The organism is Paenibacillus sp. FSL W8-0186 (assembly GCF_037969765.1).
Classification (GTDB): Bacteria; Bacillota; Bacilli; order Paenibacillales; family Paenibacillaceae; genus Fontibacillus; species Fontibacillus woosongensis.
Genome location: NZ_CP150207.1, coordinates 4,375,091 through 4,395,455, shown reverse-complemented (window position 1 = coordinate 4,395,455; position 20,365 = coordinate 4,375,091). Strand labels below are relative to the sequence as shown.

Annotated in this window: 20 protein-coding genes and 1 pseudogene; 11 read left to right on the top strand and 10 right to left on the bottom strand. The window is 48.3% G+C overall.

Annotated features, from left to right (window positions below):
• Positions 1 to 197: 197 nt before the first annotated feature.
• A complete protein-coding gene (locus tag MKX50_RS19595; RefSeq protein WP_339157617.1) occupies positions 198 to 2,165 on the bottom strand; it encodes an ABC-F family ATP-binding cassette domain-containing protein in 1,968 nt (655 codons plus the stop codon).
• Between the two features lie 222 nt (positions 2,166 to 2,387).
• On the opposite strand from MKX50_RS19595, the pseudogene MKX50_RS19590 reads away from it, so the two are divergent.
• The 8 genes and pseudogenes from MKX50_RS19590 to MKX50_RS19555 all read left to right on the top strand — a co-directional run.
• Positions 2,388 to 2,975: pseudogene (locus MKX50_RS19590) on the top strand (5-formyltetrahydrofolate cyclo-ligase); the annotation flags it as partial.
• Between the two features lie 54 nt (positions 2,976 to 3,029).
• Positions 3,030 to 3,524, top strand: a complete 495-nt coding sequence (moaC, locus tag MKX50_RS19585; RefSeq protein WP_213594557.1) for a cyclic pyranopterin monophosphate synthase MoaC — start codon at positions 3,030 to 3,032, stop codon at positions 3,522 to 3,524.
• A gap of 98 nt (positions 3,525 to 3,622) precedes the next feature.
• A complete protein-coding gene (locus MKX50_RS19580) occupies positions 3,623 to 4,108 on the top strand; it encodes a MogA/MoaB family molybdenum cofactor biosynthesis protein (protein WP_055105663.1) in 486 nt (161 codons plus the stop codon).
• Positions 4,109 to 4,249: 141 nt separating this feature from the next.
• Entirely contained in the window at positions 4,250 to 4,477 is a 228-nt protein-coding gene (locus MKX50_RS19575) for a twin-arginine translocase TatA/TatE family subunit (RefSeq protein ID WP_213594361.1), read from the top strand.
• 52 nt (positions 4,478 to 4,529) lie between these two features.
• Positions 4,530 to 5,288 carry a twin-arginine translocase subunit TatC gene (gene tatC, locus MKX50_RS19570; protein WP_339157616.1) on the top strand — a complete coding sequence of 253 codons (759 nt, stop codon included), beginning with the start codon at positions 4,530 to 4,532 and terminating at the stop codon, positions 5,286 to 5,288.
• A gap of 317 nt (positions 5,289 to 5,605) precedes the next feature.
• Positions 5,606 to 5,887 carry a co-chaperone GroES gene (gene groES / locus MKX50_RS19565; RefSeq protein ID WP_110931659.1) on the top strand — a complete coding sequence of 94 codons (282 nt, stop codon included), beginning with the start codon at positions 5,606 to 5,608 and terminating at the stop codon, positions 5,885 to 5,887.
• A 66-nt stretch (positions 5,888 to 5,953) separates the two neighbouring features.
• Positions 5,954 to 7,573, top strand: coding sequence for a chaperonin GroEL (gene groL / locus MKX50_RS19560; RefSeq protein WP_213594365.1), 1,620 nt, complete (start codon positions 5,954 to 5,956; stop codon positions 7,571 to 7,573).
• A 187-nt stretch (positions 7,574 to 7,760) separates the two neighbouring features.
• Positions 7,761 to 8,318, top strand: a complete 558-nt coding sequence (locus MKX50_RS19555) for a hypothetical protein (RefSeq protein WP_339157615.1) — start codon at positions 7,761 to 7,763, stop codon at positions 8,316 to 8,318.
• 290 nt (positions 8,319 to 8,608) lie between these two features.
• Here MKX50_RS19555 and MKX50_RS19550 read toward each other — a convergent pair whose 3' ends face one another.
• From MKX50_RS19550 to MKX50_RS19510, 9 genes are all read right to left on the bottom strand, one after another.
• Complete coding sequence (locus tag MKX50_RS19550) at positions 8,609 to 9,532, bottom strand: AEC family transporter (protein WP_213594375.1); 924 nt, start codon at positions 9,530 to 9,532, stop codon at positions 8,609 to 8,611.
• 244 nt (positions 9,533 to 9,776) lie between these two features.
• On the bottom strand, positions 9,777 to 10,085 hold the full coding sequence (locus MKX50_RS19545) for a histidine kinase (RefSeq protein WP_213594377.1): 309 nt from the start codon (positions 10,083 to 10,085) through the stop codon (positions 9,777 to 9,779).
• 251 nt (positions 10,086 to 10,336) lie between these two features.
• The gene (locus tag MKX50_RS19540; RefSeq protein ID WP_244996837.1) at positions 10,337 to 10,753 is read right to left on the bottom strand and encodes a Na+/H+ antiporter subunit G; all 417 of its coding nucleotides are present in this window, start codon (positions 10,751 to 10,753) and stop codon (positions 10,337 to 10,339) included.
• Entirely contained in the window at positions 10,731 to 11,015 is a 285-nt protein-coding gene (locus MKX50_RS19535) for a Na(+)/H(+) antiporter subunit F1 (protein ID WP_213594379.1), read from the bottom strand. The genes MKX50_RS19540 and MKX50_RS19535 overlap by 23 nt, the downstream gene beginning before the upstream one ends.
• Positions 11,015 to 11,497: a Na+/H+ antiporter subunit E gene (locus tag MKX50_RS19530; protein WP_213594381.1), complete on the bottom strand. Its 483-nt coding sequence runs from the start codon at positions 11,495 to 11,497 to the stop codon at positions 11,015 to 11,017. The genes MKX50_RS19535 and MKX50_RS19530 overlap by 1 nt, the downstream gene beginning before the upstream one ends.
• Positions 11,498 to 11,538: 41 nt before the next feature.
• On the bottom strand, positions 11,539 to 13,017 hold the full coding sequence (locus MKX50_RS19525) for a Na+/H+ antiporter subunit D (protein WP_213594383.1): 1,479 nt from the start codon (positions 13,015 to 13,017) through the stop codon (positions 11,539 to 11,541).
• Positions 13,010 to 13,348, bottom strand: a complete 339-nt coding sequence (locus MKX50_RS19520) for a Na(+)/H(+) antiporter subunit C (RefSeq protein WP_155611439.1) — start codon at positions 13,346 to 13,348, stop codon at positions 13,010 to 13,012. The genes MKX50_RS19525 and MKX50_RS19520 overlap by 8 nt, the downstream gene beginning before the upstream one ends.
• A gap of 4 nt (positions 13,349 to 13,352) precedes the next feature.
• Positions 13,353 to 13,775: a Na(+)/H(+) antiporter subunit B gene (locus MKX50_RS19515; RefSeq protein ID WP_155611440.1), complete on the bottom strand. Its 423-nt coding sequence runs from the start codon at positions 13,773 to 13,775 to the stop codon at positions 13,353 to 13,355.
• Complete coding sequence (locus tag MKX50_RS19510) at positions 13,762 to 16,164, bottom strand: Na+/H+ antiporter subunit A (protein ID WP_339157614.1); 2,403 nt, start codon at positions 16,162 to 16,164, stop codon at positions 13,762 to 13,764. The genes MKX50_RS19515 and MKX50_RS19510 overlap by 14 nt, the downstream gene beginning before the upstream one ends.
• Positions 16,165 to 16,566: 402 nt before the next feature.
• Between MKX50_RS19510 and MKX50_RS19505 the strand changes: the two genes are divergently transcribed.
• From MKX50_RS19505 to MKX50_RS19495, 3 genes are all read left to right on the top strand, one after another.
• Entirely contained in the window at positions 16,567 to 17,265 is a 699-nt protein-coding gene (locus MKX50_RS19505) for a universal stress protein (protein WP_213594387.1), read from the top strand.
• Positions 17,266 to 17,556: 291 nt separating this feature from the next.
• Entirely contained in the window at positions 17,557 to 19,011 is a 1,455-nt protein-coding gene (locus tag MKX50_RS19500) for a polysaccharide deacetylase family protein (RefSeq protein ID WP_213594389.1), read from the top strand.
• A gap of 35 nt (positions 19,012 to 19,046) precedes the next feature.
• Complete coding sequence (locus MKX50_RS19495) at positions 19,047 to 20,360, top strand: nucleotide sugar dehydrogenase (RefSeq protein ID WP_213594559.1); 1,314 nt, start codon at positions 19,047 to 19,049, stop codon at positions 20,358 to 20,360.
• Positions 20,361 to 20,365: the final 5 nt, after the last annotated feature.

Sequence of the window (20,365 nt, the reverse complement as noted above, 5' to 3'; positions counted from 1 at the left end):
TTGAGGAATGATTTTTTCTGAAAACTGTGGATAATGTGGATAGTTCGGTGGATAATCAACGTTATTTCACAAAAACACGATTATAAAAGGGAAAAAACGGCCGCACAGGCCGTTTTTTATGGTTAGTCAGCAGTGGAATTGTGGATAATCTTGTGCATAACTGGTGTCGTTTGTAAATGCCATGTAAAAAATATTTTTTAAGCTTCAGCCAGTGTTTCCCATTCCTCATAGGCTGCTGTCAATTGCAGCTTGCGCTCGTCGATGAGAAGCTGCCGCTCTTGTACGGCCGTATAGTCCTGATAAACCTCGGGCAGAGTTAATTCCGCTTCAATGGCCGCGATCTGCTCCTCCAGCTCGGCAATCGACTGTTCGAGCTGCTCCAGACGGCGCTGCCTCATGCGTTCCTCGCGTTTTGCTTGTTTCTCGGCCTCGAATGTTGCCGCTCCATTTTTGGCCGCGGCAGCGTCGGCTCCAGAGGGGCTGTCGTCTGCTGGTGCAGGATTGGGTGTTGGGCTTGTGGCGTTTTCATCAGCCAGCTCCGCAAGCTCTTGTAATTTCGCTAAATAGTCGTCATAATTCCCCAGGAAATGATGGGCCCCGCCAGGGTGCAGTTCGACGATCCGTTCCGCCATCTTGTTAAGGAAATAACGGTCGTGCGAAATGAACAGCAGCGTTCCGTCGTAATCGAGCAGAGCAGATTCAAGCACCTCTTTGCTGAATAAATCCAGATGGTTGGTCGGCTCGTCGAGAATGAGGACGTTGGCCTTTTGCAGCATCAGCTTGGCTAGCGCAACCCTTGCTTTTTCGCCGCCGCTCAGCGCGGCTATTCTCTTCTGAACGTCATCGCCGCTGAACAAAAAATTACCCAGCACCGTGCGGATTCTTGCCTCCTCCATATGGGGAAAGGCGCTCCACACTTCCTCGAGTACGGTATTTGCGGCATTGAGGTGGGTCTGCTCCTGATCATAATACCCGATTTTTACTTTGCTGCCCCACACGATCGATCCGGAAGAAGCCTTCAGATCGCCGGTTAAAATTTTGAGCAAGGTCGACTTGCCAATACCGTTCGGTCCGATCAGGGCAACAGTCTCGCCGCGCCGCAAATAGAAGGATACATTGCGAAACAGCGGATGCTTATCGTCGGCAAAGGAATAGGACAGGCCGTCAACCTGCAGCACATCCTTGCCGGTCATGTACTCTGCTTCAAAGGAAAAGCTCGCCCGCTTCAAATCCCCGGTCGGCCTTTCCATGATGTCCATCTTCTCCAGCGCTTTGCGGCGGCTTTGCGCCCGTTTCGTCGTCGAAGCCCGGACAATGTTGCGCTGAATGAAGGTTTCCATACGGGCAATTTCGTCCTGCTGTTTCTCGTACATTTTCATCTGGCTTTCGTATTCGGCAGCCTTCAGTGCGATGTAGCGCGTGTAATTGCCTGTGTATCTTTTCGATTGATGGCGTTCGATTTCGACGATGGCCGTGACGAGCCGATCGAGGAAATAACGGTCATGGGACACGATCAGCAGCGCCCCGGAATAGTTGCGGAGGTAATCCTCCAGCCAGGTTAACGTCTCAATGTCCAAATGGTTCGTTGGTTCGTCAAGCATGAGCAGATCGGGAGCCTGGAGCAAAATCCGGGCCAAAGCGAGCCGGGTTCTCTGCCCCCCGCTCAGCGTGGAAATGAGCGTATCCGGCGGGAAGCTGCCGAAGCCCATGCCGTGAAGCACGCTGCGAATGCGGGTTTCGATTTCGTAACCGCCATTATCTTTGAACCAGTCTTGTTTTCGGGCGTACCGCTCCAGTAATTCCTCGTAGGCCTTGTCATCGTCATGATGTTCGGCCAGCGCGGCGATTTCTTGCTCCATGCTGCGCAGCTCGCGCTCCGCATCCAGCAGGGAAGCGAAGACGTTCAGCATTTCCTCCCAGATCGTGAGCTCCGACTGCAGCCCGCTGTTTTGAGCGAGATAACCGATCGTGGTTTCCTTCGCTTTATAAATCTGCCCTTCATCATATGACAATTCCTGAGCCAATATTTGCAATAGCGTCGACTTTCCGGCCCCGTTGACGCCAACCAGGCCGATGCGGTCCCGCTCTAAAACCTGCAGATTAATGCCATGAAGTATTTCGGTAACACCATATCGTTTCGTAATATTAGTCGCTTGAAGTAGCATAACTTCTGAATCCTCCGCTTATTCTTTCTACATTAAGTGTACATGAAACGGCAGCGCATTGCATCGCTCTTTATGCAAGTCCCTTGTCTTATAAAATCATACAATTTCCGATGCTATGAAAATGTGCGTATTTATGATATTTTTTCAGAAATCGCTTTAGTTTTCATTTTGCTTCAACAATGATAAACTAGATGAGAATATATCATTCTATGAGGGATTTATATGATGGATATCCCAGATCTTAAACATCATTTGCGCCGTGCGATGAGAGAACGCCGGTCCCAAATTCCAGAGCCATTGCGGCAAGAGCAGTCGCTGGCGGCCAGCTTGCTGGCGGAACGGGAAGTTCTGGGGCCCCTGCGGGACGAACGGAACAGACCCCTTACAGTATTCATTTATGCTTCCTTTCGGGACGAGCCCGATACCAGCGAGTTGATGAACAACTGCTGGAGGCAGGGGGATCGCGTATTGGTTCCGAAGGTCATCGGAGCTGGGCGATTTGAGCTGCATGAATTGAAGGAAGCCGGCGAACTGCTGCCTGGTGCATGGGGTATTCCCGAGCCAGCTGAGCATACGGGCATTTGGCCCGAGAACCGCTGGTCTGAAATCGATCTCGTCGTGGTTCCTGGCCTTGCCTATGACAGGGCAGGAGGCCGGATCGGCTTCGGGGGAGGATTTTACGACCGTTTTATGGACGCTTTGCAGCGTTCAGAGGGCGGCGGGGCAGGCGCTATTATTGGAGCGCTCGCTTTTCAAGAGCAAATATTGACGGACTGTATTCCGATGGAGCCCCATGATTTTAGGGTGGAGCTGCTGTTTACAGCCTCCGGTACGATATATATCAATGAAAGTAGTGAAAAATTTATGTCTTCGGAATCCCAGGAAGGGAAATTGACTCATTTTAATGAACAGGGCAGAGCGAATATGGTCGATATTTCAGGGAAGCAGGCAACAGCCCGGACTGCGGTGGCCGTATCGACAATTACGATGCATCCGGACACGCTTCGCGCCATCAAGGAAGGCCAGGTTGGCAAAGGAGACGTGCTTGCCGTGGCGCAAATTGCTGGAATTCAGGGAGCTAAAAAGACCTCTGACTGGATTCCCATGTGCCACCCATTGCCATTAACCGGAGTTAACCTCATTTTTACAGATAACGGGCATAATGAGCTGCATATTGAGGCAACCGTGAAAACAGAAGGCAAAACGGGCGTGGAAATGGAGGCGCTCACCGCTGTTTCAGCCGCGGCGTTAACGGTGTACGACATGTGCAAAGCGCTGCAAAAGGATATGGTTATCGGCCCGACCCTGCTCCGCAGCAAGACGGGCGGAAAAAGCGGAAACTATTTATCTGGGTTTTAATTATTGCTTCTATAGTAATGAACATAAGTCGTCAATTTAAAAGGATTTAATTCAGACATTAAAAACGGAGTTCCTATGTGGATGAGGAGGGTGACTTCATGGTTTGGAAAACGGCGATCCTGACGGCAAGCGATAAAGGCTCCCGGGGAGAGCGTGAGGATACGAGTGCCCAGGTTATCCGGGAACTTGTAGAGGAAGAGCTCGGCGGAGAAATTATAGAATACCGCATCGTTCCTGATGAACCGGATGAAATTATCGCGGCTTTAATTGAAATGACAGATTATTTTCAGGCAGATTTAGTGCTTACTACCGGAGGTACGGAGCTGGCTATCCGGGACGTGACCCCAGAGGCGACGCGGCGAGTGATTGAACGCGAAGTGCCAGGGATGGCGGAAGCGATGCGCTATTCGGTTATGCAGAAGAATCCTGCAGGCATGCTGTTTCGCGGGATCGTCGGCATTCGCGGCCGGACGCTGATTGTGAACCTGCCGGGCACGCCAAAAGGAGTTCACGAAAATTTGGCGGCCATTATGGATCAGCTGCCTGAGGCGCTGCTGATGGTTACGGGGCAATTTCGGCTATAGGCGAAAGAAGGGAATGAGTGCCGCTAATTTGACTTAGAGCGGCACTGTTACTGTGATATTAGTTATGGTATGATGTGGGCGTATGAAAGAAACGGTTGTGCAAGCCTATATTTTTTAAGTGCATTTGGAAGGGGAATCAGCATGAGTGCAGGCGGATTGTTATTGATTATCATCGCAGCGCTATTAATATTCGGGCCGAATAAACTGCCAGAGCTTGGCCGTGTCGTAGGCCGCACCTTCAAAGAATTCAAGGATGCGACGCAGGATATTATGGAGGATCGGCCTCAAGGGGATAAGTCTCAGCCCCAGGAGCTCTCAACTTCTGTGCAAGAGTCGTCCAAACCAGACGAAAAACGGCTGCCGGAGTAAGTGTGGTAGTTTGTATGCTCAACAGTAATTTAGAAGTCAGGGAGGACGGCATATGGCTGAAGAGACGCAGCAAAGCGTGGTCGAACATTTAACGGAACTTCGCCGCCGGTTATTTTGGGTACTGCTCGTATTTGTGTTCGTGCTGGTCGCGGCTTTCTTCGTAGTCAAACCAATATACAATTACGTCACGGTCAACGCCCTTTCAGGCGTGAAGATTAACCTGAATGCCTTCTCTTTCTGGGACGGCGTTGGCGTATATATGAAAATAGCAATGATGGTAGCGCTAGGCGTTACCCTGCCCTTCACGCTGTATCAAATATGGGCTTTTGTAAGTCCCGGACTTAAGCCTGCGGAACGGAAGGCTACGCTTAAATATATTCCTTACGTATTCCTGTGCTTCTTGATCGGGATTTCTTTCGGTTATTATGTCGTATTTCCGCTGGCCATGGCGTTTACCGGAGAGCTCAATGCGGAGCTTGGACTGATCGAAACCTATGGAATGGCGGATTATTTCAAGTTTTTATTTAATATCATTATCCCGATATCGCTGCTATTTGAGCTGCCGATCGTTATATTGTTTCTCACTCAGCTGCGGATTCTGACCCCAAGGCTCCTGCGGAAAATGAGAAGGGTGGCGTATTTTGCCCTTGTAGTGATTTCCGTAATGATTACGCCTGCGGATTTTCTTTCCGCGTTTCTGGTACTGATTCCGCTCATTATTCTGTATGAAATCAGCGTGCTCCTATCCTCGCGTATCCATCGCAAGCTAATGGCAGCGGATGCCGAGCGGGAAGCCGAATATAATTCATAGAGGCATTCTGCCATGACAAACACATCTTCAACAGAGAAGATGTGTTTGTTGCTTTTTAGGAACCGTTTCTAAAAATGGGAAGGAATCCATAGATTCGAGAGAGCCAATTGGAATATTTATAGATATATGAGGATATCATGAAAAGGGCCCATGGAACGATTCCGCCAAACTTACGAAAAAAATGCAGCAGGGAACTTGAAATCTGGATTCATTTTGAGTATCATAAAAAGTGGTTGTTAGCACTAATGTGTATCGAGTGCTAACACATCGATAACGTTATTAAAATCAACAAAACATATTTAAAGGAGGACATTTTCATGATCAAACCTTTAGGTGAACGCGTACTGGTAGAACCGATTGAGCAAGAGGAAACGACTGCATTTGGCATCGTCCTGCCAGATACGGCGAAGGAGAAGCCGCAAGAAGGTAAAATCGTTGCCGTGGGCAGCGGAGCACTGAAGGACGGGGTGCGTGTTCCATTGGAAGTGAAGGAAGGCGACCGCGTACTGTTCTCCAAATATGCGGGAACGGAAATCAAATACGAAGGCAAAGAATACTTAATTATGAAGGAAAGCGACATCCACGCCATCGTGGGTTAAGCGTACATCAGCCTGACCTTGTGAATAAAGAGCAAATCAACAATCATTCAGGGAGGTAATTGAATTATGGCAAAAGAGATTAAATTCAATGAAGACGCTCGCCGTGCGATGCTGCGCGGGGTAGATGCTTTGGCAAATGCGGTAAAAGTTACTCTTGGACCAAAAGGCCGCAACGTGGTATTGGAGAAAAAATTCGGCAGCCCGCTAATTACGAATGACGGGGTAACCATCGCTAAGGAAATCGAGCTGGAAGATGCATTCGAGAACATGGGTGCCCAACTGGTTAAAGAAGTAGCTACGAAAACTAACGATGTTGCCGGTGACGGTACGACTACTGCAACAGTATTGGCTCAAGCGTTGATCCGCGAAGGCTTGAAGAACGTTACGGCAGGTGCTAGCCCAATCGGTTTGCGTAAAGGGATCGACAAGGCGGTTCGCGCTGCGGTAGAAGAGCTTCAGAAAATTTCCAAATCGATCGAGGGCAAACAATCCATCGCTCAAGTTGCGGCAATTTCCGCTGGCGACGAAGAAGTGGGCGAACTGATCGCTGAAGCAATGGAGAAAGTCGGCAAAGACGGCGTAATCACCGTTGAAGAATCTCGCGGCTTCTTGACTGAGCTTGAGGTTGTAGAAGGAATGCAGTTCGACCGCGGTTATATTTCCCCGTACATGATTACGGACACAGACAAGATGGAAGCAGTTCTGGATAACCCGTACATCTTGATTACAGATAAGAAAATCAGCAGCACGCAAGAAATTCTGCCAATCCTGGAGAAAATCGTACAGCAAAGCAGACCGCTTCTGATCATTGCTGAAGATATCGAAGGCGAAGCGCAAGCCATGCTGATCGTGAACAAGCTGCGCGGTACGTTCAACGCTGTTGCGGTGAAGGCACCAGGCTTTGGCGACCGTCGCGAAGCCATGCTGCAGGATATCGCTGCTTTGACTGGCGGACAAGTGATTACCGAGAAGCTCGGATTGGATCTGAAGAGCACCAGCGTAGAGCAGCTGGGTAACGCTCGCCAAGTTATCGTTACGAAAGAAAACACAACCATCGTTGACGGAAGCGGAGACAAAGCTGACATTACAGCTCGCGTGAACCAAATCCGTACGCAATTGGAAGAAACTACTTCCGAATTCGATAAAGAGAAGCTGCAAGAGCGCCTGGCTAAGCTGGCTGGCGGCGTAGCCGTAGTTAAAGTTGGTGCAGCTACCGAGACCGAACTGAAAGAGCGCAAGCTGCGCATCGAAGACGCATTGAACGCTACTCGTGCGGCTGTTGAAGAAGGTATCGTATCCGGCGGCGGCGTAGCCCTCGTGAACGTATACAATGCTGTAGCTGCGCTTGATGTGGAAGGCGACGAGAAAACGGGCGTGAACATCGTATTGCGTGCTCTGGAAGAGCCAATCCGTACGATTTCCGCGAACGCAGGCGAAGAAGGCTCTGTTATCGTTGAGCGCCTGAAGAAAGAGCAAGCAGGTATCGGTTTCAACGCGGCTACCGGCGAATGGGTGAATATGATCGAAGCAGGTATCGTTGACCCTGCTAAGGTTACTCGTTCCGCGCTGCAACACGCTGCATCCGTAGCTGGATTGTTCCTGACTACCGAAGTGGTTATCGCAGACAAACCAGAACCAGAAAAACCAGCTATGCCAGACATGGGCGGCATGGGCGGTATGATGTAATAAAGGGCTGTAAGTCCTGTAATAGCGCATGATAAAGAGGCTCCCGAGAGGGAGCCTTTTTATATAAAATCACATAACAGTCACAGGGGCATTTTTTTTATTGATGTTTTTAAAAGTTTCTCTATACGTCCCCCCCAGTTATCTAATTATGGTAGAATAATAGGAAAATATTAGGGAGGGCCTTTTGTTGAAAAAATTTATATCCGGCTGCATTGTAGGTTCTTGTCTCATGTTGGGAACAACGGTTTATGCAGAACAAATTAAGCAGTTCATATTGACTCCTGTCACTTATCCAATAGTTGTCGATGGCGTAGAGTATAAGGATGCTGAACGGCCAGTGTTAAATTATGAAGGCAGCACTTATGTTCCTCTTGCTAAGTTAGGCGACATTACTGGTGTAGACTATGTTTGGAATGATCAACTTGGAAGAGTGGAAATCAACACTGGAAAGGGACAATTTTATTCTGAATACAATGGTGATATTCCTAATTATGCAAGTGTAAATGGTATCTCATCCGGAAAAAGAATAGAGCTATCAGACGGAAAAACTGTGATGTATGCATATGATGTTACTGATGCAACTGATGGAAATATCCAAAAGTATGTTAATGAATTGGAAAAGCAAGGGTATGTTTATGAAAGTGATACATCCGATGATGAGGTTTCCTATTACTCCAAAGGGGATATCTTTGTAGCACTTACTGTAATGGGATATGACTTCAATGTTATTATCTCTAAGGAATAATATGTCTACATTTATGGAAAGGCGCTCTTTTAGAGTGCTTTTTTCTATACCAAAGAGCAGGTGAATTTGCGGCCACAGTTTCAACGGGCTAAGTAATATATATCAAATGCCTTATGTTCTTAACAAAGAACCCGCAGCGCGCGAGGGAATTGAGGTTATTTGAAGTAAACCCTCAAGAGGAATTTAAAATAACAACCGGCCAGAAGGAAATGAAGCCAACTGGACCGGCTATTAATTAAGGAAATTATCGAGAATCGCAGGGCATTTGCCGATCGACATGTTCCGATAAATTACCCCACGAATTTGGATAACGAGATCAGTGCCGTTACGGTTATGACGTTCAGCAGCGTAGAGATGAGTACGGTCTGGGACGCGAAGTCTGGCTCGTTATCATACTCTTCAGCAAGAATCGTACTGTTGACGCCTGTCGGCATACCGGAGGCGATGAGCAGCGCTTGAGCCGGGATGCCTTTCAGGCCAAGCGCGAGAATAAGCAGCAGCCCGATAGCCGGACCGACTAGCAGCCTTAAGAAGGCGCTGATGTATACATCTAACCGATCCAGGCGAAGCGGATATTGGATAATTTGCGCCCCTAACGTCAGTAAAGCGATGCTGACCATGGAATCTGCGATATAGCCCAGCGGCTTTGCTGCGAACTCTGGCAGCGGCCAGTGCAAGACGTGAAAGACTAGGCCAAGCACGAGCGCGTACGGAACCGGCATTTTTAGAAACCCAATTAATGCTGCTTTCAATGTTCCTCCTGATTTAGCGCGTTGAACCGAGATTACGCCATAAGTAAAGGTGACGAGGCTTTGAAAGGTCATGACGAGCGCCTGGATCGAAGTCGCTAGCGGATCGCCCTTGAATGCGAGCTGATTGATAGGAAGTCCGTAGTTACCCGAGTTGTCGAGAATGAGGCTGTTCGTGAATGCGGCCTTCATACCCGGCTTGAATCCCCTTTTCCAACTGACAATAGAGCTGACAATATATTGGAGTGAAATATATAAAGCATAGAACAGGGTAACGCTGCCCAATAATAGGGGCGACATTTCCGAATTGTACATGCTCAGGAACACAACAGCGGGAGTGATATAATAAAAGTTGATTTTTGCCAGTGTATATAAGTTGAGCTGAAAAGCACGATGCATCAGCGCTCCAAGTCCAATCAGCACAAAGATAGGCAGGACCACATCCGTTACGATTTCGATAATCATCTTGATGTCCAACTTCCTTCTAATAATGAAATCCGAATTGACAAGCAGTGTTATTATACCATGTTTACGGCACTAAATTACTAATTCAGATTACATACGAAAACCTCGCCATAAGGGCGAGGCTCATTTAAGGGCATGTTATTTATTCTTAATGCTCTCTAAATCAGCTTCCAGTTTGAGCTGGCGGCGGTTAATAATATCAATGCTGTACTCATGGGTGTTAAGCTGGTTGGTCACTTTTCTTTCAAGATTTTTGGGACAAATCAAGGCGCTTGGTAATTTCCAGCGTCTCCAGGACAGCCTGTCTAATTAACGGAATATCCGCAGTGTTCGCTTTAATCTCCTTTAGTTCGGCCTCGAAGCTAACTTGCCTAGCTTCCAGAGCTTCTTGCCTGGTGAGTAAAGCCTTCTGTCCACTTTCCAGAGCCTCTTGCCTGGTGAGTAAAGCCTGCTGTCCACTTTCCAGAGCCCCTTGCCTGTCTTCCAAATTGCCCATGCGATTGTTCAGTGATTTGAGTTCACCTAGAATTTGCGTTAGAATCTGATCGCTCATCCGGATGTATCCCTCCTTTTTTTGAACTGTGATGGTGTAATGCTATATATTGATTCGCTTCTAGTTGTCCATAATTTAGGTAATAAGGCATGAGAGCGGCTATGATACTTGCCTTGGAATAAGTATAACTTAATGGGTAGTAGGCCGCAATTGAAATGTAAAATATGTCGATTTAAGGAATTCATCAAGGCGTTGTTAACGAAAAAGGCCGAGCAGAGATCAATATGATTCCCTTGCCCGGTCTTTTAATCTTACAGGCTGCCTTGCGGCTGCTCTGTTCCTTGTTCATGTTCATTACTTTGTTTCTTCTTCTGCCCGCTTCCATGCAGGACAGGCTTTAATTCATCTTCAATCGTTGAATCCGCCAGCTTGACGTTGGAGCGATAGGCAGCGCGAATAATGAGATGCCCGGACACAGGAGCCGTAATGAATACGAACAAAATACCTAGGATAACCCTTACGCTGATAAAAGCGTCGCTGAACCATATATATAGAAAGGTTCCGATAAGGGTCAGCAGAACGGCCAGCGTAGAGCTTTTGGTAGCGGCGTGCGCTCGTGTATATACGTCCGGAAAACGGATGATACCGATGGCGCTGATCACACTAATAATGCTGCCGATAAGAATCAAGGCGGCTCCAACAAATTCACCCACTGCGTTTACGTTCAATAATAACACCTCTCTCGATAAATCTGGAGAGCGAAATCGTACTGATAAAAGCCAGTAAGCCTAAGACGAGTATAACCTCCAAATACGCTTTGGTTCTCAGCAGTATAGATACCGCGGCGATCCCCGAGATCAGGTTCACGCCGATCATGTCCATCGCGATAACGCGATCGGGAAGGGAAGGCCCCTTGATAATACGATACAGGGAAATGGCAATCGCTACGCTGAACAGGGTAAGGGAAACCCCCAGCATTATTTTGATCATTATCGAGTCACCTCCATGATTGCTTTTTCAAACCGGCCTAAAGAACGGATCAAATCGTTTTTGTAGCGCTCAATATCTAGTGCATGGATATAGAACGTATCTCCTTCGGGTGAAACCTCCATAACGACCGAACCTGGAGTAAGCGTGAGCAGCAGCGCCAGCGTGGTTACTTCCCAATCGCTTTTCAGGGCAGTTTTGTAAGTGAAAATACCCGGCTTGATATCTATTTTTGGACTAATAATATGCTTCATTACGACAAATGCCGACTGGAACAGCTCGGAAATGAAAATCAGGATTAGCTTGACGACCCGGTAGAAGCGATGCAAATAAAATTGTTTTCCGAAAAAACGCTGCATCACAAAGATGATCGCGACCCCAACAAGGAAGCCGGCAAAAAACGTCGTAAATCTCAACTCGTCTTCATCATTGAGAACCATCCACAAAAAAGCAATAAATAAATTCAGCAGAAACTGAGCAGGCACCTATTTCACCCCTTTTTTCATATCATGCATTTCTAATTTCATTATTTGTTTAGGACCGCATCAATATAGATGTAGGGATTCGTTAAAGTTGCCGCCGCGTCAGCGATGTAAGGCGATATATATTCCGCCCCGAATCCAAGAGCGATAGAGGCAGCCGTCAGTAGAGCGCATGGGATGATCCAGCCTTTGCTTAGAGGAGCCGCATCTTCCTCGCTGGTCGTAGATTCTCCCCAGAAGCAATTCAGGAAAATACGCAGCAGGGAATATAGCACGAATATGCTGGAAATCAGGGAAAGTGCGAGCAGAATATACGACCCGCTTTCAATCGCCCCTTGACCAATGAGGATTTTCCCCATAAAACCGCTTAGCGGCGGAATACCAGCAAGAGCCAGCATAATGATGAAGAACGACCAGCCTAATATCGGATAGTGGCGAATCAATCCGCTCATCCGGTCAATCATCGTCGTACCGGTAAGAGCCGCCATGGAACCCGCAATCAGGAACAAGGCTGCTTTGACAAGCATGTCATGCACCAGGTAATAAATCGACCCTTCGATCGCTGCCGGGGTGGCGACGGCAAGACCGACCAGGATAAAGCCTACCGCGATGACTACGTTAAAGGATACGATTTGGCGGATATCCCTATAAGCTATTGCCCCGAAGGATCCCCCGATCAGCGTAATGCCAGCCATGATGCCAATGATCGTATGTGTAATTGAAGGCTCATGATAGAAGAGCAAGGTGAACATCCGAAACATGGCATATATGCCGACCTTCGTCAGAAGCCCTCCGAATAATGCGGCTACGGCCGTCGGCGGGACGCTATATGAGCCAGGCAGCCAGAAATAGAGCAGCAGTCCGGCCTTTAACCCGAATACAAGCAGGAACAAAATGCTGATGACGGTGAGCAGCGGAGTTTGTCCCGCTTCGGCAATCCGTTCGGATAAATGAGCCATGTTCAACGTGCCTACTGTTCCGTACAAGTAAGCGATGGCTACAAGAAAGAACCAGGAAGAGAGCACATTAATGGCTACATATTTAATGGATTCTTTCAACTGGGCTTTGGTGCCCCCGAGTGTAATGAGCGCATAGGAAGCTAACAGCATAACTTCAAAGCACACATACAGATTGAACAAATCCCCTGTCAGGAAGGAGCCGTTAACGCCTGCAACCATGAGCAGGACAAAGGGATAGAAGAACATTCGCTCCCGCTGCTCCCCGATGGAATAGAAGGCGTAAATCAAGCAAATCGCGGCAACGAGGCTTGTCGTTAGCACCAGTAGCAGGGAGAAGGAATCACCGACAAAAAGAATGCCGAACGGCGGCTGCCAATTCCCAAAGTCGAGGCGGATGATTCCCGCATTTTGAATCATGTTTAGAATATAGATGCTGATGCCTGTAACCGACAGGATGGCAGCCAGGCTAAGCCATCTTTGAATTTGAATATGCGACCGGAAGAACACAAGCAGAATACCGGCCAGTACCGGAATAACGACGGGGAGTACAAGGATATTATTCATTCAGCATACTCCTTAACTCGTTTAAGTTATCGCTTCTGCTCTCCTGGTACAACCGGTAAGCAAGCACGAGAAGAAAGGCGGTAACCGCAAAGCTGATCACGATGGAAGTCAGGATCAGGGCTTGCGGCAGAGCATCGGTAAAGGTAGTCGTTTCTTCTCCGAGCACGGGCACGCCGCCGGTCTTCAGCCCGCCCATCGTCATAATCAGCAAATGTGCCGCATGCGTTAGCACGGCTGTTCCTAGAATAATCCGAATAACATTCCTGGAGAGAAACAGGTAAGTCGCAACGGACACCAGCACTCCCGTCAGGATGATGATCAACGTTTCCATACACTTACACATCCTCGCTAATACTTAGAATAATCGTGACGACGACGCCGACTACACCCAGGGCTACACCGAGTTCAAAGATCGTGACCGTAGCGAGCCCGGTTTTGCCAAAGACGGGAAGATTGAAATAAGAATAAGCGTGGCTCAAAAAAGGAATATCCAAAAACAAAGAAGCGGCTCCCGTTGCTACAGCAATGAAGGCTCCCACGGCAGCGACCATTTTGAAGTCCAAAGGGATTCTTTTCATGATGGTTTCCGTATCGAAGGCGAGGAATAACAGCACCAGTGCGGAAGCGAGCACAAGTCCCCCGATAAAACCGCCGCCGGGGCTGTTATGTCCGGACACGAACAGATAGACCGCCATCGTCAGAATAATGAAAACTACGATTTTCGTAACGGTTTGTAAAATGACGTCATTGATCTTCAAGGTTCTGCTCCTCCTTCGTCGACTTTAGTTTGATCAATGTGTATACGCTCAGGCCACCGATGAAGAGGACGATCACCTCAAGCATCGTATCGAACGCGCGGAAGTCGCCGAGGATGGCGTTAACGATGTTCTTTCCGCCCGCCAGTTCATAGGCGTTTTCAAAGTAGCCGGAGATCGTATCGAACAGTTTGCCACCCCGTACAGAGAGAGCAACCAAAACGAAAATGATTCCTACGGCTATGGAAATGACAAGGTTGGTGCGCTTCGTGCGGCGAGGCGTCTCCTCTTTCTTCCATTTTGGAAGGAAATAAAAGCAGAGCAGGAACAACGCTGTCGATACCGTCTCCACCACGAGCTGGGTTAACGCCAAGTCAGGTGCACGGAATACGACGAAGAACAGAGCCATGGAATAGCCAAGCGCTCCATTGAGCAGAACGGCGTTTACGCGCGATTTCGCCAAAGGGATGGCAAGCGCAGCAGCGACCATGACGAGCACCAGAACGATTTCATATACGCTGATCGGAGCATCGCCAGCAAAATCAAAGGCGTAAGCTCCTGTAAACAGCAGCGTGCCTCCTACAGCGGCGATGAAAAACAGGAAAATATAAATCGAATAACTTCGCAAATAGCCTGTCATATAGAAGGAGGTGATCCGGTTTGAGATTTTCTCCATTTGGATCAGACTATTGTTATACAAGTTGTCCAGCGTCCAATTCTCGGGCAGAAGCGAATAGATTCCTTTCCACCGCCGGATCGACAGATACATCAAGGTGCCGACAGCAATGACTCCGAGCGTCATCCATAAAGCGGGATTGAATCCATGCCAGGCTGAAATAGGTTCAATCATGCCTTCGAGTTCTATCGAAGGGAGGATGCTGGCCATCGCCGGACGCAGCAGATAATCGCCCAGCACGTTAGGGAAAAAGAAGATCCCTACAACCAAAACTGCTAGAATGATCGGTGAAATCAACATGCCTGCCGGAGCTTCATGGGCTTCATGATCGAGCTTCTCCGGCTGGTATGGCCCAAGAAACGTCTTGAATACGATGATCATGCAGTATATGAATGTGAATACACTGGCAACCCAGGCGACGACAGGGAATAGTACCTTGGATACATGCAGGGAGAAAATTCCGGACTGACTTACGCTGACAACGGCTTGAAAGAACATTTCCTTGCTCAGGAAGCCGTTAAATGGCGGCAAGCCTGCCATGGAAAAGCTGCCGATTAAAGCGATGGTGAATGAAATCGGCATTAACGACATCAGTCCGCCAAGGCGGCGAATGTCACGAGTGCCTGCTCCATGGTTTACGATACCGATAACCATAAATAAAGCGCCTTTGAACGTAGAGTGATTAACCAAATGGAACAGGGCCGCAAAGGTCGCCTGCGTATAAATCACGGTCTCTTCACCGGCCCCCATGGACAGTGCTGCCGAACCAATACCAAACAGGGTCATGATGAGACCGAGCTGGCTAATGGTCGAGTAGGCGAGCAGCGCTTTAAGATCCGTCTGGCGAACCGCGTTGAAGGAGCCCCAGAAAAGCGTGATGATGCCGACGCTGCTGACGAGCCAGAACCAGGTTTCATGGCTGCCGAAAATGGGCGTAAACCGGGCCACCAAATAAATGCCCGCTTTGACCATCGTTGCCGAATGCAGATATGCACTGATTGGCGTCGGCGCTTCCATAGCGTCAGGCAGCCAGATATGGAACGGGAATTGGGCGGATTTGGTAAAAGCGCCGAGCAGCAGAAGGAGCATTGCCGGAATAAATAGCGCATGGCCGTAATCAATGGTAGAAATAATTTCCCGGATGCTCATTGTGCCAGTCATGACATAGATCATAATGAAGCTGGTCAGCATGGCGATTCCGCCGGTCACCGTAGTTAATAGAGCTTTTTTTGCGCCGTATCTGGATCTTTTCCGGTGGTACCAAAATGCAATCAGGAGGAAGGACGAAATGCTGGTCAATTCCCAGAAAGCATAAAACACCATCAGATTGTCGGAGAAGACAACGCCAAGCATAGCTCCCATAAACAGCAGCAGGTAAATATAAAAGTGGCCCAGCGACTCTTCTGCGGATAAATAATAAATGGAATAAATGATGACCAGGCTGCCGATCCCGGTGATCAATAGGCCGAAGATGATGCTCAGCCCGTCAAGATACGTGGTAAAATGGATGCCGTAGGAGGGAATCCACGCGATCGTGCTCAAGTAAGTCTCGCCCCCGGCGACAGACGGAATGTAGCGAGCTAGAGAAACAAACAGGACAACCGGCACGATCAGGACGAACCAGCCGATATGTTTGCGTGAAACTTTGGCGTATAAGAATGGTACGAGTATAGCGGCAAGAAAAGGGATCAATATGGCTAAGTTCACGGATAACAAAGTCAAACCTCCATTTTCATGATGATGGTGATCTTCTTTATATTTGAGCAAAAAACAGCCTTATAAAGAAGGATTCCCGCAGGACTTGACTCCTATGTCAATAAGCGGGATAATAAGAAGCCATAAGTCTTATGATCGCCTATGGCGTAAGAAGTGAGGACTTCGCTTAGGAAGTGAATTGGGAGTTCTGGAAAAGCAGCCGGCAGCTTTAAAGCGGGCTGTTCGAAACAACCCTGTTGGCGTATTGCGTATATCGGCCAAACGATAAGGAAAAATTATAATAATAATCTAATTATACAATATAAATCGTGCCGATGTACAATAAATACATTCCATGTATAAGCTTTTCTTATAGAGAATGATATAAATACAATGAATTATTTAACGAGGTGAATTTTCGTCATGAAGAAGGTAAAGGGTCGTATGGATGAGAGTATTCTCGTTTGCGTATATTACGGTCCCAATGGTGAGCGGTTGATTAGACGCGGCCATAAAATGGCGAGTATGTTGAATTGCCCGCTATATATCCTGACGGTGGATCCGCTCCCGTACGATGAGTTTGATGCCGAAAAATCGGGATACATCGAACGCTGGAAGGAACTGGCTGAGGAATGCGATGTTGAGGAGTTTATTCTCCTGGATAATGAAAAGCGGCCTACAGCTAAAATGATTGCCGAGGTTGCCCATAAATACAACGTCACGCAAATCATTATCGGACAAACCGCCCAGAATCGCTGGGAGGAGATCACGAAGGGTTCCTTCGTCAACGTGCTTCTTCGCGAAATCACTTTCGTTGACCTTCATATTGTATCGCTGGATCGCACCATCAAGAGCGAGGACGAAATTGAGTATGAGGCCGGCGTTCGCGGTTATCTGCTGAAGGAAGGGGACAGCTACAGACTATGCTTCTCCTGCCAAAAGAACATGAGCTATGAAGGCATATTCTATAAAGAGATCGGTACGGATTTTAACAACGGCATGTTCAAATTCGTTTGCAATGGCATAACCCACCAGGTCCATGTCGCCGATGACAAAGTGACCGAACCGATCGATGCGCCATCCAACGTAAAGTATGAGCATAAGGCCCATGATTTAATCTAAAATATAAATAGCGAAATAAGCCCCAGTGCCTGTAAAGCACTGGGGCTGTTGTGTTTTGCCAAGGGGCTTATGCAATGGGGGAAATGTCCTGATTTTGCTTCGTGCTGATGGTTCCTTCCTGAATATTCGTTAGGTTATAATACCTATAAATAATTACAAGTAACTTCCTTGTAATAGATAGATTGGACAAATCTGTTTAGAAAATGTATAGAACGTCCTGATATATTATTGGACGATTCAGGAGTTTGATACACAGGTATTCTATTATTTGGTAAAAAGAGGGGCTAGAACATGAAGAGCAATGACAGGTTGAATAGAGAACGAGCGCTGATTCGAGTTACGGCTCTGTTCATGAGCCTGGTCTTGTTGACCAGCTGCGGAATATTTGGTTCCAGCGGCAGCCCGGCAGATCCTGCGGAGGGCCAGATGCAAGGCCAGCAGACCATCGAGCGCTTTAATGGGGAGAAGAGCAGGGTAATCTCCTCTGTGTATACGGCCAGAAAAGAGCTGAGCCTTACCTTTAACGGTATGGGGGATGCGGAAACGATGGATCGGCTGCTAAACGAGCTGGACAAGTATGATATCAAAGCGACGTTTTTTCTTCCGGGAATACGGGTAGCGGAGGAGCCGGATATTGCAAAAAGCATTATCGAACGGGGCCATGAAGTCGAAAATAACACGTTGAATCACCTGGATTTAACCAAGCTTGGCTATGAGCAAATCTATAAGGAAATCCAGTTGGCCAACGAAGTGATCGAAAAAGAAACGGGCGTTACTCCAAAATACATACGAACGAAGTCAGGCGACTACTCCGACGATATTCGGCTTGTAGCCGCGCAGCTTGGAATGGAGGCCGTCGTTAATTACAACATCAACCCGAAGGACCGCGATATGAAGAACGCGAAAGAAATCGGCGATTATGTGGCTAGATACATGTCAAGGGGAGGCGTCATCTCGCTGAACACCGACATTAATCCGGAAGTCGTGCCGGCGATCGGTTTTATCGGCGAGGCTGCAGAGGAGCTCGGCTATAAACTGATTACGCTGAGCGAGCTCGTCAAGAACGGCGGAGTTCGAAAGCCGCTGGAGGAAATTCCCGGGTACGATGCAGCCAAACTGAATCCCGACTACAAAGGCACTCCTTATGAGCTTGTATACAAGGCCAATACGAGGAAAAAGGAAATCGCCCTTACCTTCGACGATTGGGCGACGGACAAGACGGTGACGCGAATTTTGGACATTTTGGCCGAGCATGATGTTAAGGCAACGTTTTTCTTGCGGGCGCAGGGCGTGGAGCAGAATCCGAATCTGGCAAGAGCCATGATTGAAGAGGGGCACGATGTGGCCAATCATTCCTATGCCCATCAGGTTGTAACTACGCTGACTCCGGAGGAGCTGCAGGAGGATGTTGTTAAAGCCCATCAAGTCATTACGGAAGCGATCCAGCAGCAGCCGTTAATGCTGTACAGGCCGCCGACGGGCGTGGTGGATGAGAAGACGGCAGAAATTATCGCGGCTACGGGGTATCCACGCATTGCGATGTACGACGTGACCACGCTCGATTGGGACGTGAAGAACAGCGCCGACGATATTATAAATGGGGTTATGAAGCAGACACAGAACGGAAGTGTTATCCTGCTTCATATTCTTGACGGCATTCATACGGCAGAGGCGCTGCCAACCGTATTGGAACGATTGAAGGAGAAGGGCTACACCTTTGTGAAAATGAAGGATTTGATTCAATAAAGAGGCGGAACATTTTGACGGACGGGGATGGAGAAATGGGATTGTACGAAGATATCGTTAATCGGCGCGAAGGAATTGCCGTCATTGGACTCGGGTATGTCGGCCTGCCGATCGCAGTCGCTTTTTCGAGAAAAACCAATGTGGTTGGATTTGATGTGAACCGCAGGAAAATAGATAGTTATTTGACGGGAATCGATGTGACGGGCGATGTGGGCGACGACGTCATCCGGACATGCGGCGTGAAATTTACCTCCGATGAGGAGATGCTGGAAGGAATTCGCTTCTTTCTTGTGGCCGTACCAACTCCGATTCAAAGCGGAAATGTGCCGGATTTGAAGTATGTGCAGAGCGCCAGCCGAATCGTCGGAAAGAAGCTGACCCCAGGGGCGGTCGTCGTGTATGAATCCACGGTATATCCCGGCGTCACGGAGGATGTATGCATACCTATTCTCGAAGAGGAATCGGGATTAAGGTGCGGAGTCGATTTTAAGGTAGGCTACTCGCCTGAACGGATCAATCCCGGCGATAAAGTCCACCGTCTGGAGAATATTGTGAAGATCGTATCCGGCATTGACGATGAAGCGCGAGAGTTGATTGCCCGGGTGTACGAGCTTGTAATTGAAGCCGGCGTATACCGGGCGGAGAGCATCAAGGTCGCCGAGGCAGCCAAGGTTATTGAAAATGCACAGCGGGACATCAATATCGCCTTCATGAATGAACTATCGATGGTGTTCCACCGCATGGGCATCGACACGAAGTCTGTGCTGGAGGCGGCGGGGACGAAGTGGAATTTTCTGCATTTTACCCCTGGTTTGGTAGGCGGGCACTGTATTGGCATAGATCCTTATTATTTAACTTATAAAGCAGAGGATACGGGCTACCATTCGAAAATCATCTTGGCGGGGCGGCATATCAACGACAGCATGGGAGCCTACATTGCGGACAGTATTATTAAAATATTGGTCCGGCAGCAGCTCGATATCCGAAATACGAGAATCGGCCTGCTGGGCCTGGCCTTTAAGGAGAACTGCGCGGACATCCGGAACACAAAGGTCACGGACATTATCAATGAACTGAAGGATTATGGGGTGACGACTTTAGTCGCCGACCCGCTGGTAGATCCGCAGGAGGCTTACGAGGAATACGGCCTCGAATTAGCGGACATGTCCTCGTTCCAGGACTTGAACGTAGTCATTGTCGCGGTTCCGCATACGCCTTTTGCCGAAATGGGAATTGAGGATTTTAAGAAAATGTACAATGGCAATCAGACGAAGATCATGATTGATGTCAAAGGGATATACTCCAAAGCGGAGTATGAACACAGCGGTTTCTACTACTGGAGGCTGTAGGCTGC

Coding starts and splice junctions, on each gene's coding strand:
- tatC (WP_339157616.1), top strand. CDS start 4,530: ATGGCTGAAGAGACGCAGCAAAGCGTGGTCGAACATTTAACGGAACTT.
- MKX50_RS19535 (WP_213594379.1), bottom strand. CDS start 11,015: ATGATCAAAATAATGCTGGGGGTTTCCCTTACCCTGTTCAGCGTAGCG.
- MKX50_RS19520 (WP_155611439.1), bottom strand. CDS start 13,348: ATGGAAACGTTGATCATCATCCTGACGGGAGTGCTGGTGTCCGTTGCG.
- MKX50_RS19595 (WP_339157617.1), bottom strand. CDS start 2,165: ATGCTACTTCAAGCGACTAATATTACGAAACGATATGGTGTTACCGAA.
- MKX50_RS19495 (WP_213594559.1), top strand. CDS start 19,047: ATGGGATTGTACGAAGATATCGTTAATCGGCGCGAAGGAATTGCCGTC.
- MKX50_RS19545 (WP_213594377.1), bottom strand. CDS start 10,085: ATGAGCGATCAGATTCTAACGCAAATTCTAGGTGAACTCAAATCACTG.
- groES (WP_110931659.1), top strand. CDS start 5,606: ATGATCAAACCTTTAGGTGAACGCGTACTGGTAGAACCGATTGAGCAA.
- MKX50_RS19505 (WP_213594387.1), top strand. CDS start 16,567: ATGAAGAAGGTAAAGGGTCGTATGGATGAGAGTATTCTCGTTTGCGTA.
- MKX50_RS19550 (WP_213594375.1), bottom strand. CDS start 9,532: ATGATTATCGAAATCGTAACGGATGTGGTCCTGCCTATCTTTGTGCTG.
- moaC (WP_213594557.1), top strand. CDS start 3,030: ATGTCTTCGGAATCCCAGGAAGGGAAATTGACTCATTTTAATGAACAG.
- groL (WP_213594365.1), top strand. CDS start 5,954: ATGGCAAAAGAGATTAAATTCAATGAAGACGCTCGCCGTGCGATGCTG.
- MKX50_RS19580 (WP_055105663.1), top strand. CDS start 3,623: ATGGTTTGGAAAACGGCGATCCTGACGGCAAGCGATAAAGGCTCCCGG.
- MKX50_RS19525 (WP_213594383.1), bottom strand. CDS start 13,017: ATGAATAATATCCTTGTACTCCCCGTCGTTATTCCGGTACTGGCCGGT.
- MKX50_RS19500 (WP_213594389.1), top strand. CDS start 17,557: ATGAAGAGCAATGACAGGTTGAATAGAGAACGAGCGCTGATTCGAGTT.
- MKX50_RS19575 (WP_213594361.1), top strand. CDS start 4,250: ATGAGTGCAGGCGGATTGTTATTGATTATCATCGCAGCGCTATTAATA.